Here is a 19,939-nt window from a genome sequence, read left to right as displayed (position 1 = left end):
GTGTTATGAACCACTCACTCAGTAAATTCAACCTACTAAGAATGAACGAGTAAAATTACAACAGATAACAAATCAAAAACTTATGAAGACTTTGTGTATTTTATTACTCAGCGTATTCCTTTCACCTTTTAATACTCCGCAGGATCTCAACAAAGCAGCAGGTAACTGGGAAGGAACATTAGCACTACCTGGAGGGCAATCGCTTAAAATTGTTTTCCATGTAATGAATAAAGACGGAGAACTTTCTGCCACCATGGATAGCCCAGACCAGAATGCTTTTGGCTTAAAAATGGATGAAGCAACTTTTAAAGACAACACCATTAAAATGACAATGAATCAAATTCAAGGTACTTATGAAGGAACCTTAAAGGACGGAAAATTCATTGGTAAGTGGAGTCAGTCGGGTCAGAGTTTCGATCTTAACCTGACCAGAATAAAGAAAACCGGAGACAGCTAAGCCACTGTTATAGTTTATATTGTTAAAGGTTGACGAATTGAATATCTTTTAATTCGTCAACCTTTATTTTTATGAACAAGCTTACAATCAGATCCTTATTTGGCTTACTGTTTCTATTAATCACTAGCTTCTCTTTTGCTCAAATTGAAGATGCTCCCGAGCGCAGTGAAGGTGAAGGCCCATTCGAAAGACTCATTATTCGCGGGGTAACACTCATTAATGGCAATGGAGCTCCACCAACCGGCCCCGTAGACATTATTGTAGAGCAAAACATAATCAAAGGCATTTACAATGTAGGCTACCCTGGCCTACCAATTCGTGAACAAGACAGGCCCAAAGCCAGACCGGGAGATAAAGAATACGACCTTGAGGGCATGTATTTATTGCCCGGATTTATAGATATGCACGGTCATATTGGCGGACGCGCCCAAGGCACCCCTTCAGAGTATGTTTTCAAATTATGGCTGGCCCATGGCATTACCACCATACGCGACCCTTCGGCCGGCAATGGTTTAGAGTGGGTTTTAAAACACAAGGAGAAGAGTAACAAAAACACTATTACAGCGCCTAGAATTTTTGCGTATACCGGGTTTGGACAGGGCGCCAAAGAGCCCATTTCCTCTCCAGAATTAGCCAGAAAGTGGGTACAGCAAAATGCGGCCAATGGTGCCGATGGTATTAAATTCTTCGGTGCCGCACCCGACATTATGCAAGCGGCATTGGAAGAAAACAAAAGGCTTGGCCTTCGTTCGGCTATGCATCATGCCCAAATGGACGTAACCCGATGGAATGTGCTTAACTCTGCAAGAGCTGGCCTAACCAGTATGGAGCATTGGTATGGTTTACCTGAAGCACTTTTTACAGATCGAAAAGTTCAAAACTATTCGCTAGACTACAACTACCGCAACGAACAAGACCGTTTTGGCGAAGCAGGCAGGTTGTGGAAACAAGCTGCTAAACCATATTCTGGGCACTGGAACAAGGTAATGAACGAACTATTGGAGCTTGACTTTACGCTAGACCCAACCTTTAACATTTACGATGCAAATAGGGATTTAATGAGAGCGTATTCTGCCGAATGGCACCAAACTTACACCCTCCCCTCTTTGTGGGATTTCTATAAACCGTCAAGAAGATCACACGGCTCTTACTGGTTTTACTGGGGCACTGAAGAGGAGGTGGCCTGGAAGGAAAACTATCGCTTGTGGATGACCTTTATAAACGAATATAAAAACAGAGGAGGACGCGTTACTGCAGGGTCAGATTCCGGCTTTATCTTTCAACTATATGGCTTTGGCTTTATAAGGGAACTGGAGCTTTTAAGAGAAGCAGGTTTTCATCCGCTAGAAGTTATTATGAGTGCTACCCTAAATGGAGCCGAAGCCTTGGGAGCTGATGACATGCTCGGTACTGTGGAAGTTGGTAAGTACGCAGACTTTGTGATTCTAGAAGAAAACCCACTGCAAAACCTAAAAACACTCTATGGAACGGGTACCCTAAAACTGAACGACAACAATGAAATTGCCCGAGTTGGCGGGGTAAAATACACTGTGAAGGATGGAATTGTTTATGATGCCAAAAAGCTATTGGAAGATGTAAAGCGAATGGTTGACGAAAAGAAAAATGGCATGAGTTTTAAAATGACAACCAAGTAATATGAAAAAGCACTTTATAAGTGGCTTAATGTTATCAGCCCTGCTTATTGCCACAGCCTGTGACAAAAAGGAGCAAACATACGAGCTAAAAGACTTTCAGGGTCTATCACTTTTGGGCGATTCATTGAATATACCCAATCGAACGACAGCACAGGTAGATGCCTTAACAGCCAGTCTAAACGAAGCCAAAGCCAAGTTCGAGGCGAATCCTTCGGAAATGAGCACAATCTGGTTAGGGCGTAGGTATGCTTACCTATCAGATTATCAAAAAGCCATAGAGGTATTTTCTGAAGGCCTTAAACAGTACCCAAATTCTTACAAACTATACCGCCACCGTGGGCATCGATACATAAGCTTGCGGCAGTTCGACAAAGCCATTGCTGATTTTGAAAAGGCGTATGAGTTAATGCCAAAAGGTGTTTTGGAAACTGAACCAGATGGCGCACCTAACAAACCAAACATTCCACTTTCCAATACGCAATTCAACGTTTTATATCACTATGGATTAGCACATTATCTAAAGGGAGAGTTTGCAAAAGCTGAGCCTATTTATGAAGAATTACTCGCAAACTACTGCGACAACCTCGACCTCTTTGTAGCCACAACAGATTGGCTGTACATGACTCTAAAAAGACAAAATAAAGATGAAGAGGCCGCAAAGCTCTTAACGAATATTCTTACTGAGACAAAAGTACTTGAAACGGCAAAAGAACTTACAGAAATCGCCAACGCCATTATGCTAGATAAGGTGCTTGGGTACAGAACTGAAATAATTGAAAATGACAGCTATTACAAAAGGCTTTTGATGTATAAGGGTGAGTTACCAGTGGAAGAGCTCTTTAAAACTAACAATGAAGATGTTGCGCTTAGCTTGGCAACCCAAGGCTATGGTGTAGCCAATTGGCACCTCTATAATGGAAATATAGCTAAAGCCAAAGAAATACTTACTCAAGTGCTATCAGGCACAAGCTGGGCAGCCTTTGGCTACATTGCTGCCGAGGCAGATATGAAGCGGCTGGAATGATGGCTAAGTAGATTTTTGTAAAGCATAAAAAAAGGCCGCTAAAAGCGGCCTCTTTTCTCTATCTAATTTCTAACTATTAATTCAAAGTAATTGGCCAGTTAGCCCCACCAGTATAATGGATTACTGCACTTCCCGACTCACCATAGGTATTATCCCAGATAATTGTCCAGTCATTTCCTACTATGGTTGAAGTAAAGTTCCAAGTATCACCGTATTTATCAACCGTACCAGTAAACGAAACTTCCGTACAAACATCAGTAAACGTTAGGCTAGTACTATTATCAATACCTCCATAGCATGATGTATAAGCCCCAAACGACCAATCTGAGAAATGATAAACACCACCACCTTGTGCTACAATGTCAACTTGACCACTACCCGATCCAGCGTTACACCAGAATAAGCTACCATCATAATCATAGCTACCAGTTAAGTCAGAGGGACATGCAGCCGGCAGGGTAAAGTCGAAGTGCCCTGCAAATGCCGAACCATTAACAGCAGCAGAAGCATTATCTGCACCATAAACAGCACCATCACCTTCAAAAGTTAAATAACCTTTAAAAACAAAGTTATCTCCAGGAGAAAGGTCAGCAAAACTCAAACCAAGGGCATTCATAATCTGATCACCAGTAACACTTATGTTTTCCTTAGCTCTCAAACCATTCGGACCATCAACAAAATCAGCCTGAGTAAAGCTAATAAGTTTATCTACTGTTTGATCGCTGCCCGAAACTGGTTCGTATACTAGGTTAACATAGTACTCTTCTACTCGTTGACCATTTTGTTGATCAACAAACTCAACAGAGTAAGTATAAGTAGAAGCTCTAGCCGATTGCTCGTCCAGCACATTCACAAGCTTATCACTTTCCTCAATAAGCTTAACATATCCTGCCTTTTTAGCATCATCAAATGTTAGTATTGGCGCCAAGTCAGGATCGGCACAACCGAACACTCCAACTATAAGCCCCAACATCACTATTAATATATTCTTGTTTTTCATCATTTTCTGTTCAAATAGTTAGACTTAGTAAACAGTTGCACTTCCATTATCCCAGAACACTTGATCCGTAATTGACTTCTGAGAAGCATTAGGGTTTCTAGTCACGTGATCTGATGGCAAGAAGAACGATCTCATAAATTCACCTGGGCCTTGCTCTAATGCAGGTGCCATATTACTAGGCATGCCAGTTCTTCTATACATGTTATAAGACTCGATACCATTACCCCAAAGCGCGATATAATATTCATTCATAATAATATCAAGTCGCTCAGTATCATTAGCAGCATTATCGTAAGCATCAAGTACGTAGTCAACATAATCGTCAACATCATCCTGATCTGCACCATAAAGTTCTTTTACAGTACCAGTACCACCACCTCTAATTTCAACTGATCTAGAGAAAGTCCCTGGATCTCTTGATTCAAAGCCGATAACCTTTTCAAATGACTTTCTCATTCCAGACTCAAGCATAGTTCTTGGGTTATCTGAAGTACCCAATGTCAATGCAGCTTCAGCTCTTAAGAAGTCTACATAAGTAGACAACATCATTGGCCAAATACCTTGCCCAAGAGCACCTGTAGTACCTTGTTGTTGCTGATCTTCAAACGTACTATCATCGAACTGACCACCGAAAGGATACAATCCATAAATAGTTCTTAGGTTACCATCAGGCGGAATACCTTCGTTATTCAAGTGATCTCTACCAAGGTAACCATCACCAGGGTAAGCCACACAATAAGGTAATCTAGGGTCAACATCATCATACCAATCTGGCTTCGATGCCTGATCTGGTAAATTTGAGAAGTGACAAGAGTAAACGTTTTGATCAAGTGCGCTTGCATCCTCTGTTTGACGATAGAAATAATACCTAAGTCTAGGGTCAACAAATGGATTTCCTCCACCATCTTCCTTATCAGCTCTAAGCTTCCACATATAATAGTTAGACATATAAGCTCCATCTGAAGTCTCATAAGAGTTATTATAGTTAGGGTGACGAGAATTCGGGTTCACTCGGCTAGTACCATAAGAAAACTCCCAATCTTCAGACTCATCCTCTATAACTCCAGCAGTAATTGCTGCATTTACCTCTGCAGCAGCACTTGCATTAACCAATCTAGTTGTAACAGCTGCTCTCAACTTTAAAGTATTAGCTAGCTTAATCCAGTCATCTGCATCACCACCATAGAAGTTGTCATAAGCAGGTGAAGCTGCATTGGTACCAGTAAGGTCAGTAATTGCCTCGTCAAGCATAGCAATGGCAGCTGTATAGATATCAGCACCAGAATCTGCATTAGGAGCAATCACATTTGTGCCTTGCAAAGCTTCAGTGTACGGAACATCTCCAAACACATCAACCAAAAGCATCATAGAGTAAGCTTTCATGATTTTTGTAGACCCCACATGGATATCTAACCCAATTGGCTCAGCAAGATTTTGAACCACCTCAATATCAGCCCATAAACCCGCATAAACATTACTCCATACACCATTAAAAGAGCTCGCATTTGAAGCATCAATATATTGGTAAGCACTAGTGTTTGCAGTCATTCTAGAAAGCGAAGCTGGCCAGTACCACATATTGCCAGCAATACTTCTCATCGTTAGTTGAACACTATTATAAACATCATCTAAAGATGCCCCTTCAGGGGTTACCTGAGTAGGGTTCTGTAGGTTCTCATCTAATTCATCACATGCTGAGATGCACAAAGCGAACATCACCAACACTATCAATTTATTGTAAATCTTCATTTTCAATTCTTTTTAGATTTCCTACTACTTAAAAAGTTAGATTGATAGACATACCCCATCTCTTAGCCGTTGGAGCAGTACGGAAGTCGAAACCTCTACCATTACCAACACCTAAACTCAATACTTCAGGGTCAAAATTCATACCCTCTGGGAAGTTAGGAGCCTTAAAGAACAAGTTCTCACCAGAAATAGAGATACCTGCGCTACCAAACGGAGTCTTGCTCAATAAAGAAGCAGGAAGTGCATAAGACACTGAAACCTCTCTTAATCTCACAACGGAAGCATCGAATACAGATCCGCTATTGGCTCCGAAATAAGCATCGAAGAACACATCACCCATATAAGTTTGAATGTCGTTTGGAGTACCATCAGACTTCACACCATTAAGAATAATTGGCTGGAATCTGTTTTGGCCTGTATCAACAGTATTTCCACGAGCCATCATTGAACCTACAGTAGTAGAGTAGATGTCGCCACCGTGAGTATAAGACCATTGGAATCCGAATGAAATACCTTTCCAAGTAACTGTGTTAATCCAGTTTGTTTGGAAATCAGGGTTAGGGTTACCAATAGTTACGATTTCAGAATTTGCTGTATAAGAACCTTGATTGTTCACAATCAGCTCTCCATCATCATTTCTGTTAAAGTCAGTACCTCTCATTACGCCATAAGGTTCACCTTCGATAGCATAGTTACCAAGGTTACTGTAACCCGCGATACCAATTTCAGTAAGTCCATCTACCAAAATCTCATCAACAACAGGTCTGTTTCTAGTGTAATTCAAAGTCAAATTCCACTCTATTTCGCCTCTTACAGGAGTCAAGTTCAACGCTGCCTCAATACCTTTGTTAGTTACTGTAGCACCGTTTGTAGATGTACTAGTGTAACCAGTTGAAGGATCTAGAGGAAGGTTAATGATCAAATCCTCTGAAGTTTTATTGTACAAAGAAACGTCAATTCCAACTCGGTTATTTAAGAATTGCGCCTCAATACCTAACTCCCACTCTTTGTGAGTTTCAGGCTTCAAGTTAGGGTTACCCAAGAAGTTAGAAACTGCGTTGGTATTTAGTACTGTTCCTTCAGGACCAACAAACACATTTGTTGAAGCATTCAATACACTTCTTGTATTATAAGGACTAGGATAACCTGCTGAAGTACCATAACCTAGACGAATTTTTGCAAAGTCTAACACATTGCTATTCTGAAGTGCTGGAATTGCCTCAACTGGCAAGAAAGATACACTAGCCGAAGGATAGAAAATCGTTCTGTTATCTTTTTCTAACGTTGAAGTCCAGTCATTTCTACCTTGGAAAGAGGCATAAAGGAAATCTCTGTAACCTAGTGAAGCTGTTACGTAAGCTCCCATGTTATAAACATTTCTCTCGCCACTACTAGCAGTTGACGCCACAAACTTGTCGTGAGCAAATAGCCCATAAACCAATTGCTGCTGGCTATTAGTAGAAGTTGAAGTCAATGTGGTTTCTCTGTAGTTAAAACCTACCAAACCGTTCAGTGACCAATCATCGTTAAACCTTTGATTGAATGCCAAGTTAGCTACATGGTCCTTCCATACAGATGTTCTAGAAGAAGTATTGTAATAACCGTCATTGTCGCCAGAACCAGAGCCTTTATTTACAGTTCTTTCGTTAATCTGCGTATAGTTATCCAAAGAGAATCTATAGGTAGCAGTCAACCAATCTGTTAAGTCATAAGACAACTGAATATTACCGAAGAAACGCTGAAGATTCTCCATATCAGTTTTATTATTCAAGTTCCAATAAGGGTTCTCAATGGTTGAACCACGTCTGTAGTAAACGTTAGAACCGTCAATTGGAGATTGGTAAGGTAGGTTACCCAAGTCAATAGATCTTGGTGTAAACAATACAGCCGCGAATAAACCGGTACCAGCACCACCAAAAGCAGGGTTAGTCAATGGTCTTCTAATTTCAGAATCAACATAGTTAAAGGTACCCTGAACTTTAAGTCCATTTTCTAATTCGGTTTTGATACCTAAACCAAAGTTGCTTTTTCTCTGATAGTTAGATTTTCCACCACCCCTCATCTCATCCAAGGCAGGAGTAAATCCACCATCATCAAGATAAGAGTAAGTAGCACTTATAGACGACCCTTTACCCAAGCTTTTAGCAATAGAAAGAGAGGTATTGTATGTCATTGCAGGGTCTGCAAAGAAATCTTCAACCCCTTCATATGCTCTGTAGTCGTAACGCTGACCAATAAACTCAGGAAAATCATCATTGTACTGTGCCTGGTCATAAGGGTGAGCAATTGTACCATCAGCAGCAATACCATTACTACCTTGAGTATCAAAAGAAGGCCCCCAAGTAGAGAAGAACCATCCAAAGTCACCACCAAAACCATTACCATAAACATTCTGATAATCAGGAAGGTTAGCAACTTTTGTAGCAGATACTTGTTGAGATACAGAAACCTCGAAACCTTTGCTAGCATCAGCACCGGCATTACCATTCTTAGTAGTAATTAAGATTACACCATTTCTACCAGCCTCACCATAAAGTACGGTAGCTGAAAGTCCTTTAAGAATAGAAACATTCTCGATACTCTGTGGATCTAAATCCAAGAAACGAGATGAAGCGGCACCACCACCACCAGCGAAGCTACCATCATTATTGGTGTCTGAGTTGAACGGAACACCATCTACAACGAATAGTGGTTGGTTAGATCCCGTGATAGAAGAGTAACCTCTAATAATCACGTTAGTACCAGAACCAGCCATGCCAGAAGTTTGTGTAATGTCAACACCAGTTGCCTTACCTCTTAAAAGCTTGGCAACATCCTTCTGAGTTTTAGCCTGTAACTGGCCTTTGTCCAATGAGGCCACACCATAACCAAGAGAGGCCTTCTCTTGAGTTACACCAAGTGCAGTTACCACAACCTCTCCGGCATCAGTAACATCTGGCTGCATTTGAACATTGATTGTCGTTTGGCTCCCTACCGTGATTTCTTGGGTGGTATAACCCAAAAATCGGTAGACCAAAACTGCGTCATCCCCTGGTACGGAGATGCGGTAGGTACCATCGGCATTCGTAGGAACACCCTGAACAGTACCCTTGAGCAATACGTTTACCCCGGGCAAACCCAGCCCCGTTTCATCGGTGACTGTACCGGAGATAGTACGCTCTTGTGCCTGCGTTAATACGCACACAAGCACTGACATTAAAGTAGTCAGTAATACTCTCTTCATAGTAAGTAGTTTTAGTAATAATTAAATTATTTGTAAAAAATAACTCGGTTGAACTACCAAATCTAAAAGAAAATCAGACCAATGAAAATAAACTGTAAGATTTTTGAATGTTTGTCTTTTTATAATTGAGCAAAATTTTTTGAAATAAAATCCCTATTATTCAAAATATTAACAAACCTAAAACCCAATTATCAACCAACAGTTCTTTTAACATTAATTTAACAAACGGTTGCGCAGAATAAACTTTTGTTAAGATTTGTTAACAAACACAATAAAAACTCCCAAAGCACCTCTGAGCCAAAATTATATAACACACCAATCCTTCAACCCCATACAAAACACAAAAAGACCGAACAATGAACAAAGTAAATATGGAACAAACCTCTTAAACAGACCTCGGTTGAGTTTATTAAAAAATCAATTGCCCCCTCCTATTAAGGACTTGTGAAGACACTAGAAAATGGCGAAATTACTATGACAAAACATTTGAGTTTATTTACAATCGAAATAACATTTTTGAATCATGAAACTATTCAAACCCCTAATGCTACTGTTACTTTTTAGTAGCTACAATCTAATCGCACAACACAATTTAAGAAGGGCATTATCTAACGAATTCACTGGACTAGGCAGCCTTTGGACGGAAGACAACTTGGACGAAACCGTACCTACATACGGAACACCCTTGCTATTTAACAATTGGCCGGTTGGCAAGGTAATCCTGGAAAACAAAGAGAGTTATGACAATGTGAGATGCAATTACAACTCTGCAGAAAACCTTATGCTATTAGCAGACCCCAAAACTAGAGCTGTTTACGAAATACCTATGGACAAAATTGCTTCATTTTCCTTTGAGGAAGCGGGCCAAACACGAGTTTTTAAAATCACTGATGGCAACAAACTCGATATTAAAAATGTAGACAAAGTGCTATATGAAGAGTTTACCTTATCAAATGATCAAAAACTTGCAAAAGTGATTCAGAAATCTTTCAACCCAAAAGATGAGTTTGCAAGACCAGGAAACATAAGCAATGATTGGAACGCAATCGTAAAGCTTTTTGAAATAAAAAACGGAGCATTCGAAAAATTCAAAAACAGCCGAAAAGGGTATATGACGATTCTGAACTCGACAGCTTTTAACGCATTAAAAACACATATACAGAAAACGCAAGACGTATCTTGGAAAGACCATGAAGAAGTACTTAGCTTTTTAGCCTCACTCTAAAAGACTTGGCTTAAAAATAAAAAAGGAGGTCAAAGACCTCCTTTTTTATTTATTCAATTTCCGACAGGATTAGTTATCCCACCAAACTCTAGTTGACATTACATCTGCTCCTTGTCTATCAACAGCAGCATTGATGTTAGCTTCATTCAAGTTATATTCTCTCGAAGTATAAGCTCTTCTTCTTGGGATTTCTCTTCCCTCTTGAGCATTTGGCGCAGGCATCAAAGTTGGGTAATCCAATCTTCTCCACTCACTCCAAGATTCCATACCATTGGTATAAAGCGCTAACCACTTTTGCTCTCCGATTAACTGTCTGTAATTCGCCGCATCATAAACAACGGCAGCCTCAGTTAAATAGGCAGCAGCATCTGCAGCATCAACACCAAAGTACTCCATGCTCGATAGAATTGCTTCGTTATAAGTAGCAGCTGCATCACCAGCTACCCAACCTCTTGCAATCGCCTCAGCTTGTAAGAAAAGTAATTCTGAATGCGTCATAATTACACCAGCCGAAGTGGCAGATCTTACAAAATCACCAGGGAAAGAAATTGAGGCATTGGTAACACTACCCGCAATTGCTTCAGAAACACCATAAGGCATACCAACAATCTCATCAGTAGTATTGTCACCTGTTGTATTTGCATAAACAGGCAATCTCGGGTCATTGCGTTGCTTCATAAAATCAACCAATACATCACTTACAGCATAATCTGTTCTTGTTAAGAAGTGCTGATAGTAAGGGTTATCGTTGGCAGCATCAGACAAGTAAGCGTAAAGTGCATTATCAGAATTATCTGCAAACACATCAGCACCAAGTGCAGACGAAACCACAGACTCAGCAACAGCAGGAGCCACTTCAGACATTCTCATACCTACACGCACTCTTAATGAGTTAGCAAACTTTCTCCATTTAGCCATATCGCCTCCATAAATGATATCGCCTTCCATACCAGCTGCATTCACATCAATTTGTGCGGCAGCCTCTTCAAGTTCATTTACTAGGCTAGTATAAATAGACTCTTGCGTATCATAAGCAGGTGTAATGTTATCTACACCAGCCAATGCTTCAGAGTAAGGAATCTCACCCCAGATATCAGTTATTTCCTGAAAAAGCCACACTTTGATAATTCGAGCAACGGCAATCTGGTTATCGTTAGAACCAGAAGCTGCAGCAGCTCCCTTTGTAGCTTCATTTGTATTCAGGTTAATAATTGTCTGCAAATCGGCAAGCGCTCCAGTATAGTAACCATTAAAGCTTGCTTCTTCTGTCTCGTATGTCGAAGTACTTGTGTACTGTGTTTCCGCCCAGTGTTGAGCGTACAACATGCCGGTAGTATTGAAGCTATAAATAGCCGATCTCTGCGCACTTGTCATTAAATACGCTGTTGGTACCGATACCGGATCATTCGGGTTAGTATTCAGCTCTTCAAAATCGCCTGTACAACCCACAAATAAGAATAATACAAGTATGTATTTTATATGTTTCATGTTCATTAGAATCTAAAGGTTAAGTTGAATCCGATTGATCTTGTGCTTGGGTGCTGTCCATTCTCAAAACCTTGAGTATTACCAGAACCATATGCACTTTCAGGGTCTACGTTTGGCACATTCTTATGAAGAATCGCCAAGTTTCTACCAATCAATGCTATATCAACCCCATTTAATGGAAGAGTAGAAAGCATGCTTTGAGGCAAAGAGTAAGATAGTCTTACCTCTCTAAGCTTGATGAAAGAAGCATCGTACAAGTAGTACTCTCTTCTTGAAGACAAGTGCTTAAAGTACTCTTGCGCATCAACATAAACATCGTTTGGAGAACCGTCAGACTTAACACCATCAGCTAAAACACCACCTCCAGCAGACACATCGTCACGGATAGGGTTGCCCTTAGCGTTTGTACCTACAGTAGTTTGGAACATACCTGAGTAAGTACCATATCTGTTAGATACAGAGTAAAGCGTACCTCCATCTTGGAAGTCGATATGCGCACTTAGGTTAAATCCTTTGTAGCTAAACGAGTTAGTAAAACCACCAGTCCAGTTTGGCAAATAAGAACCATAAGTTTGGTTAGTTGCTCTTTCGAAGTAGCCATCATCCGTAACAACTTTGTCTCCATTATCATTGTAAACAAATCCGTCAGTTACGAAAGTACCGTAAGGCTCACCAATTTTCGCATTGATTGATGGACCCCAGCTAGCAATTAGATAATTGGTTTGTCCTTCAGCAAGCTCGATAACTTCGTTTCTGTTTCTTGCCCAGTTAAAGTTAACATCCCAAGTAAGGCCATTTTCAGATCTTACAGGAGTACCTCTCAATGAAACCTCGATACCTTTGTTAACCATTTCACCTGCATTTACAATTGTACTGTTGTAACCAGTAGTACTAGCGATGTCAAGTGGCAAAATTTGGTCTGTAGCAGAAACATGATAATAAGTGAAATCTGCTCCAACTCTTGAATCCAAAAGGCTAAACTCAATACCAACCTCCTGAGAAGTGATTGTTTCAGGCTTCAAGTTAGGGTTGTTAATAGTGTTTGGCGTTGAATAAGCAGGGAAACTACCGTAGTTATTCTGACCATCGAAAGTAAGCTGAAGTTGGTAAGGGCTAGTATCATTACCAACCTGAGACCAGCTACCTCTAACTTTAGCAAACGACAGCACATCTAAGTTAATAAGCTCTGAAAGCACAACACTACCTGTAACTGAAGGATACAAGAATGAATTGTTATCTGCAGGAAGCGTTGAAGACCAGTCATTTCTCAAAGAAGCTTCCAAGAAGTAAGTTCCTTTGTAACCCAAACTTGCACTACCATAAACTGAATTAACCTCTTGGTTACTTTCATAGTCAGTAATGCTTGGTCTATCAATAGATGCGTTGATATTAAAGAAGTTAGGTACGTTCAAACCACCAACAGTTGAAGCACCGTTGCTATTGTATTTACTCTGTCTTGAGTTTGCACCAGCGTTAATACTTAAGTCCAATTCGTTATCAAATACTTTCTGATACTGAACAAGCAATTCGTAGTTGTTCTCTCTAAATTGTCTTACACTTTCGCTGTATGCATCTTGAGGAATAGAACCAGAGGCAATACTCTGCTCTCTTCTATCAGTATAAAAGTCAGTTCTTGCCCAACCTTGTACACTTAAACCAGGAGTAATTTGGTAACGCAAAGAGATATTACCAAACACTCTTTCTCTAGCCATATCGTTTGTACTGTTATTCAATACATAGTATGGGTTTTCCCAGTACAATGGATCTAAGTCCGTAGGGCTTTTGATGTTCCAAGTTCTATCAACACCATCTGCAGTTTGGTAGTTTTTCAACTTATCCATATCAAGCTGACGCTGGAACCACTGGTTAAAACTTGTCACCACGTTACCTGCTCCAGAACCATAACCATTACCAGGAATGTTATCATTCTTCAAGTTGATATAACTGAAGTTGGTTGAAGCTGTAAACTTTTCAGTAAGATTAGTACTCGCATTTAACGAGATAGTATTCTTAGCCAACTTGTTTTCAGGAATTACACTTGTAGAAGTATAGTTAGTCATACTCAACCTGTAACGGCTTGCGTCATTTCCGCCTGCAAGCGAAACATTGTTGTTTGTTGTCACACCAGTTTCGTAAAAATCTCTGATGTTGTTCTCATGCGGAACGAAAGGAGTCAATTTACCGAAGTCTGGGTCATCAGGGTACCAGCTGTACCACTGTCTTACCATTTGGCCATCCATTCTTGGTCCCCAGCTTTCATCAGCCGCGTAGTTCACTACAGGCTCGCCTTCGTAAGTATCGAAAGTTTGCTTGTAACCACCACCGTACTCATTTTGGTATTCTGGTAGAATTAAAGGATCGTTAAAAGTAACACTGGTAGAATAAGTTACACCAATACCCTTTCTCTTTGTTCCTTTTTTGGTAGTAATAAGAATCACACCATTAGCAGCACGCGAACCATAAAGTGCAGCAGCACTGGCTCCTTTAAGTACAGTTACCGACTCTACATCATCTGGGTTAATATCAGCAGCGGCATTACCGTAGTCAACACCTCCACCACCATTACCACCAGCATTAAAGTTGGAGTTATCGATTGGCGTACCATCAACCACAAATAGTGGTTGGTTGTTACCTGAAATTGAGTTTACACCACGAATAACAACTCTTGATGAAGAACCCGGGCCAGAACCATTGGTAATCTGAACACCGGCAATTTTACCAGAAAGAGAAGAAACAATGTTATCCGTTTTAACACGGTTCACATCATCACCACTTACCTCCTGCACCGAATAACCAAGAGACCTCTTATCCCTTGTAATACCTAATGCAGTTACAACAACCTCACCAGCATCGGCAATGTCAGGCTGCATTTCTACATTAATGGTAGACTGGCTACCTACAGTAATCTCTTGAGTGGTATAACCCAAGAATCGAAAAATTAGCACCGCATCTGGCCCAGGCACCGAAATCCTGTAAGTACCATCTGCGTTTGTTGGAACACCTTGTGTTGTTCCCTTGATAAGGACGTTCACCCCTGGTAAACCCAGCCCCGTTTCATCGGTAACTGTACCAGAGACAGCTCGTTCTTGTGCCTGTGCAAAAACCACAAGCACTGACAGTACAACTGTCAGCAAAACTCTGTTCATAGTTAGTAGTTTAAAGGTTATAAATAAAAAATACTACTCGGTTGAACCTTCAAATGTATAAGAAATGAATAGTATAAAAAATCTATTACACGAACGGAAAACGAAATAAAAAAGTGCAATTAGTGTATCGACATAATAATATTCGCAATACAGCACTCCAAACATATGTTTTTAACTTCAAAGATTCAAATGGTTTCGTTTGAACAAAATATAGTTTTGATTTAACTTAATTTCTCAGATACAAAAAAAGGCCATCTCACATACGAGATAGCCTTTTATAAATAAATGTAATTTTTAAAGAAATTTTATCCTTTTCGCTTCTTAGCTTCTATCTGGTCGGCCAGTAAGAGAATGCTTTCTTTTAAGTAAGCATCTTTAAGGTCATTAAGCGATCTGTCGCTTACTTTATTAGCCTCAAGTTCTTTCAATGAAGCCCCTACTTTCACCCTTGCATCGCGCTGTTCTTTTAGGTCATCTTGCTCCTTTTTTCGAACATCATAATTGAGCGACACCGAATGTAATTTGCGATTCTTTTTAACCAGCTCGATATCATACTTAAGGTCCACCAGTAGCTGATCCGTCTTTTCTCTTTGCTTCAATCGCTGATTTAAAAGGCTGATCAAATTCCCATCAACATAGTCTAACGGTGTAAAGTTAGCAGCCGGAATTTTATCCCAAGGCATAGCGCTTGGCTTAGAGCTTTCACCAAACTCCTCGGCACTAAATGCCGATGGCAAAGCCACGTCTGGAGTTACACCTAAATGCTGAGTACTACTGCCCGTTACTCTGTAAAACTTAGCCATGGTGTACTTAATAAGCCCAAGGTTTTCGTCTCCTGGATCGCGCAAAAACGCGTTCAACTCACGCACATTTTGTACCGTTCCTTTACCGTAAGTTTGCTCTCCTACAATTACACCTCGCTTATAGTCCTGAATAGCTCCAGCAAAAATTTCAGAAGCAGAAGCCGAGAACCTATTCACCAATACATTGAGCGGCCCATCATAGTACATGCTTTTGTTGTTGTCATCAAGCTGCTCTATCTGGTCTTTTTTGTATTTCACCTGAACTACCGTTCCTCCTGGCACAAAAAGGCCAGTCATGTTGATCGCTTCAAATAGTGCACCACCACCATTGTTTCGCAGGTCGAGCATAATGCCGTCAGCACCCTCTTTCTCCAATTCAGTTATCAGTTTCTTTACATCATTAGTGGTACTCGAGTAGTCCTCTGGGCTCTCTTCCATTTCCTCAGAGTTCAGGTAAAAATCAGGCACCGTAATTACACCAATCGTGTATTCTTGGCCATTTTCCGTGAACTGAACCACCTTACTCTTAGCCTTAGCGTCATCCAAATTGATTTTATCTCGAACGATTTTCACCTCCTTGGTTGGCGCACCAACACTTGAACCAGCAGGAAGCAACTCCAATCTTACAAGTGTTCCTTTTGGCCCGCGAATAATCCCAGCAACCTCATCAGATCTCCAACCCACAGTGTTTACCATCTCGCCATCCGCGCCTTGTGCAACACCTACAACTCTATCGTCTTTATTAATCTCGCCACTTAAGAAAGCCGGCCCACCAGGCCTCAACTCTACTATTTTGGTGAAATCATTATCCTGTTGCAGCGTAGCTCCAATTCCTTCAAGCGACTTTTTGCTCTGCATTTCAAAATCTTCTGCATTCAGCGGGGTGAAATAATTGGTATGCGGATCGAAAGCCTCAGTAACTGAGTTCATGTAAATTTCGAATACATCGTTGCTGTTGTACTTTTCTACATTACTTTGAAAACGCTCGTAGCGCGTCTTTAAAGTTTCGGCAATCTTTTTATTCTCAGACCCACTCAACTTCAAGTTCAACGCTTGATTTTTGAGATTCATTCGCCATAACTCATCAAGCTCAGCCTCTGTTTTTGCGTAAGGCAATTCCTCTCTGTCAAAGTAGTAAGTTTCATCTTTACTAAAGTCGAACTTATCCTCTACATGCGCCAAAGCATACTCCAAACGGTTTTTCAATCGCTTGTTGTAGATATTGAATATATAGAACGGCACCACCAGGTTTCCCTGCTTCAGGTCGTCATCTAACTTAAAACGGTATTTCTGGAAAGACTGAATATCTGAAGCCAGAAAGTAGTTTTTATTGCCATCTAGGGCTTCAATAAAGTTATCGAAAATTGCACTCGACAAAGAGTCGTCTAAGTCTATATCTCTGTAGTGGTAGAAGTTGAGGATAGGAACAATGATTTCCGCCTCCTTCATGTGAGATGCCGTTGGCTGGAAATACTTGGTTGTATCTCCTTGGCCCTGCACGCTTACTAGGCCAACTACCAACAACAATTTGATCCATATTAATTTTCTCATCTCCATCTTCTCTTTCTAAAATTGACGTTTGATTTTTTCGCAGGACACTAAAGGTAATTAAAACTCACTATGTTTTGTCCTACATTTTTAGCGTATTCAATTATTATACCGATATACGGCCGAAGTGTTACAAACACAACTGCTTAACACGTTAAATATTGTGAAATTACTCGTAACGCAAGGCGCGAACCGGATTGGCGGTAGCAGCCTTAATTGACTGGTATGTAACCGTTAAAAGGGCAATACCAAGGGCTACCACAGCAGATACAACAAACCAAAGCGGGTTGATGTTCACGCGGTACTCAAAGTCGCTTAACCAAAGGTTCATAATATAGTATGCAATTGGCGCAGCCAATAACACAGCAAACACAATTAAAAAAGAGAATTGTCGGGATAGAAGCACTACAATTCCGCCTACAGAAGCACCCAAGACTTTTCGCACACCAATTTCTTTGGTCTTTTGTTCTGCAGTAAAAGCCGAAAGTCCAAATAGGCCCAGACAAGCAATGAAAATCGCCAACCAAGTAAAACTGAACACCAGCTTACCAAAGCGCTCATCTGATGCGTACTGCTGACCGAATTCCTCATCGAAAAAGCGATACTCCAACGGACTGCTCGGATAAATTTCGTCCCAAGCAGATTGAATAAACTGAATGGTTTGAGATGCGTTGCTAGCGTTGAATTTTACCGCCAAATTACCACCACCATCAGGGTTATAGAACATGGCAAGTGGCTCAATTTTGTGGCGCATATTGGTAAAATGAAAGTCCTTTACCACACCAATTATAGTTCGTTCTTGCTGACCAAAGCCAACCTTTTTACCAATCGGTTCTTCCCAACCTAACTCCCTTACAAATGCCTCATTTACCAAAATAGCTTCTTGCTGATCTGTAGCCATATCGCGGCTATACATTCTGCCTTCCAGCATTTCCATCTCCATCAACTCCATAAAATACTCATCAAAGCCGAATACAGATATAATCCAAGTATCTTCTTCAGGCACGCCCTCCGGCCTAACCCCTCTCCTGCCAAAGGTTCTGCCGGGCATTCCGCCTGTTCTGGCAGTTGCCAAAATATCCGGGCTTTGCTCCAACTTATTCTTCAACACCGAGATGGATTGCTGTAAACTCGGGTGACCGATGTTTAGCGTGAGCACCTGCTCCGGATCGAAACCTTTATCAATATTGCGCTGGTGCTGCAACTGGTCGTACACTATGGCGGTACCAATAATCATTACGATGGAAATGGTAAACTGAAAAACTACCAAACCCTTTCTCAACATCACGCCCTTTGTACTGGTTTTGAAAGAACCCCTTAAAGTACTTATTGGGTTGAAAGCGGAAAGCATAAAGGCCGGATAACTGCCAGAAAGCACCCCCAAACCAATGGCGAACAATAGGGCAAAAAGCACCCATTGTAGGTTTGAAATAAAGTAAAGTGCCAAGTTTTGTTCAATAGGTAAATTGACTAAAGCACCTACCAAGGAAACAATAAGCAACGCCAAAACTAAGGAGACCAAGCACAACACAACCGACTCTAAAATAAACTGGTTGATCAGCTGCACCCTGAAAGCTCCAAAAACCTTTCGCACCCCAACTTCTTGCGCTCTATTGGCCGAACGTGCAGTGGAAAGATTCATGAAATTGAATGAGGCAATAAGTATAACAAACACGCCTACCGCAGCCAGTGTATACACATAGCTTATGTCGGTTTTATTCAAATTATAATTTTCGAAGAGAATGCCACTTGACTTTAAGTGCGCATCGGCCAAAGGCTGAAGCGTAACTTTAAAGTTGTCGCCCACATCGTTGGCACGAATGAGCTCTTCCATTTTAGTCTCCACATTGGCTTCAGAAGCCGGGTCGGCCAATTCAACATAAGTAACCATGCTTATGCTCTGCCATGAGTGCAAAAACTGATAAAATCCAGATGTAGTGTCAGCTTGTTGCATGGAAACTATCACATCGAAATTGAGGTGAGAATTTTGATCGATGTCTTTCATTACGGCCACCACTTCCAAACCAGCTTGGTTGCCAATATCAATGCGTTTGCCTATCGCTCTTTCACCACCAAAGGTGCGCTCGGCCATCGACTGTGTAACCACCACAGTGTTGGGCTGCTCAAGCGCACTTTCTGTATCACCATCGACCAGTTCAAAATCGAATACATCGAACAATGACGGTTCGGCATAGGCAAAGTGTTCGGTGTAAAATCCCTGCTGCTCGTAATTGATTAGCTGCCTGCCTTGCGGAATCATGCGTACCCTATCTACCACCTCTGGAAAGTTTTCTTCCATGGCTTCTCCCAAAGCAGGCAAGGTAATGCCGACCAAGTTGCTACTTACACCAAGGGCCTCATCAATAGTAAGTACCCTGAATATGTTGTCTGCTTTTTTGTGAAATCGGTCGTAGCTCATTTCGTTCTGAACGAACAAAAAGATGATGATACAGCAGGCAAAGCCAATGGAAAGCCCCGCAATATTAATGGCTGAAGTTCCTCTGCTTTTGAGCAAGCTTCTCAGCGCGATTTTCAAATAATTCTTAAACATGTTGCTTTGAGTTTTTTACAGGATGTAATCTAAGGTTGCAAAAGTTCTAAGATGCGAAAATTTACGTAAG

Annotated in this window: 11 protein-coding genes; 4 read left to right on the top strand and 7 right to left on the bottom strand. The window is 40.9% G+C overall.

Features of this window, described 5'->3' with window-relative positions; genetic code table 11:
- Positions 1 to 82: 82 nt before the first annotated feature.
- The 3 genes from BMW98_RS05445 (at position 83) to BMW98_RS05435 (ending at position 3,136) form a co-directional block, all read left to right on the top strand.
- Positions 83 to 457, top strand: coding sequence for a hypothetical protein (locus BMW98_RS05445; RefSeq protein WP_090257502.1), 375 nt, complete (start codon positions 83 to 85; stop codon positions 455 to 457).
- A gap of 71 nt (positions 458 to 528) precedes the next feature.
- Complete coding sequence (locus BMW98_RS05440; RefSeq protein WP_090257501.1) at positions 529 to 2,112, top strand: amidohydrolase family protein; 1,584 nt, start codon at positions 529 to 531, stop codon at positions 2,110 to 2,112.
- Between the two features lies 1 nt (position 2,113).
- Positions 2,114 to 3,136 (top strand): tetratricopeptide repeat protein, encoded by a 1,023-nt coding sequence (locus tag BMW98_RS05435; RefSeq protein ID WP_090257500.1) that lies wholly within the window; start codon positions 2,114 to 2,116, stop codon positions 3,134 to 3,136.
- Positions 3,137 to 3,212: 76 nt separating this feature from the next.
- Here the strand turns inward: BMW98_RS05435 and BMW98_RS05430 are convergent, their stop codons facing one another.
- The 3 genes from BMW98_RS05430 to BMW98_RS05420 are packed head-to-tail and all read right to left on the bottom strand — an operon-like array spanning position 3,213 to position 9,108.
- Positions 3,213 to 4,136 carry a hypothetical protein gene (locus BMW98_RS05430; RefSeq protein WP_121505232.1) on the bottom strand — a complete coding sequence of 308 codons (924 nt, stop codon included), beginning with the start codon at positions 4,134 to 4,136 and terminating at the stop codon, positions 3,213 to 3,215.
- Between the two features lie 24 nt (positions 4,137 to 4,160).
- Entirely contained in the window at positions 4,161 to 5,885 is a 1,725-nt protein-coding gene (locus BMW98_RS05425; protein ID WP_090257498.1) for a SusD/RagB family nutrient-binding outer membrane lipoprotein, read from the bottom strand.
- Between the two features lie 28 nt (positions 5,886 to 5,913).
- Positions 5,914 to 9,108, bottom strand: coding sequence for a SusC/RagA family TonB-linked outer membrane protein (locus BMW98_RS05420; RefSeq protein ID WP_090257497.1), 3,195 nt, complete (start codon positions 9,106 to 9,108; stop codon positions 5,914 to 5,916).
- Between the two features lie 523 nt (positions 9,109 to 9,631).
- On the opposite strand from BMW98_RS05420, the gene BMW98_RS05415 reads away from it, so the two are divergent.
- Positions 9,632 to 10,333 (top strand): hypothetical protein, encoded by a 702-nt coding sequence (locus tag BMW98_RS05415; RefSeq protein WP_090257496.1) that lies wholly within the window; start codon positions 9,632 to 9,634, stop codon positions 10,331 to 10,333.
- Positions 10,334 to 10,402: 69 nt separating this feature from the next.
- On the opposite strand, the gene BMW98_RS05410 is transcribed toward BMW98_RS05415, so the two are convergent.
- The 4 genes from BMW98_RS05410 to BMW98_RS05395 form a co-directional block, all read right to left on the bottom strand.
- On the bottom strand, positions 10,403 to 11,821 hold the full coding sequence (locus BMW98_RS05410) for a SusD/RagB family nutrient-binding outer membrane lipoprotein (RefSeq protein ID WP_162844690.1): 1,419 nt from the start codon (positions 11,819 to 11,821) through the stop codon (positions 10,403 to 10,405).
- Positions 11,822 to 11,826: 5 nt separating this feature from the next.
- Positions 11,827 to 14,967 (bottom strand): SusC/RagA family TonB-linked outer membrane protein, encoded by a 3,141-nt coding sequence (locus tag BMW98_RS05405; protein WP_090257494.1) that lies wholly within the window; start codon positions 14,965 to 14,967, stop codon positions 11,827 to 11,829.
- A gap of 305 nt (positions 14,968 to 15,272) precedes the next feature.
- Positions 15,273 to 17,321 carry a carboxy terminal-processing peptidase gene (locus BMW98_RS05400; RefSeq protein ID WP_162844689.1) on the bottom strand — a complete coding sequence of 683 codons (2,049 nt, stop codon included), beginning with the start codon at positions 17,319 to 17,321 and terminating at the stop codon, positions 15,273 to 15,275.
- A gap of 166 nt (positions 17,322 to 17,487) precedes the next feature.
- Positions 17,488 to 19,869 carry an ABC transporter permease gene (locus tag BMW98_RS05395; RefSeq protein ID WP_090257492.1) on the bottom strand — a complete coding sequence of 794 codons (2,382 nt, stop codon included), beginning with the start codon at positions 19,867 to 19,869 and terminating at the stop codon, positions 17,488 to 17,490.
- Between the last annotated feature and the right edge of the window lie 70 nt (positions 19,870 to 19,939).

The sequence above is a fragment of the Roseivirga pacifica genome, assembly GCF_900111145.1.
Classification (GTDB): domain Bacteria; phylum Bacteroidota; class Bacteroidia; order Cytophagales; family Cyclobacteriaceae; genus Roseivirga; species Roseivirga pacifica.
Note: the sequence above shows the minus strand (reverse complement) of the source record. Positions and strands in the feature narration are given on the sequence as shown.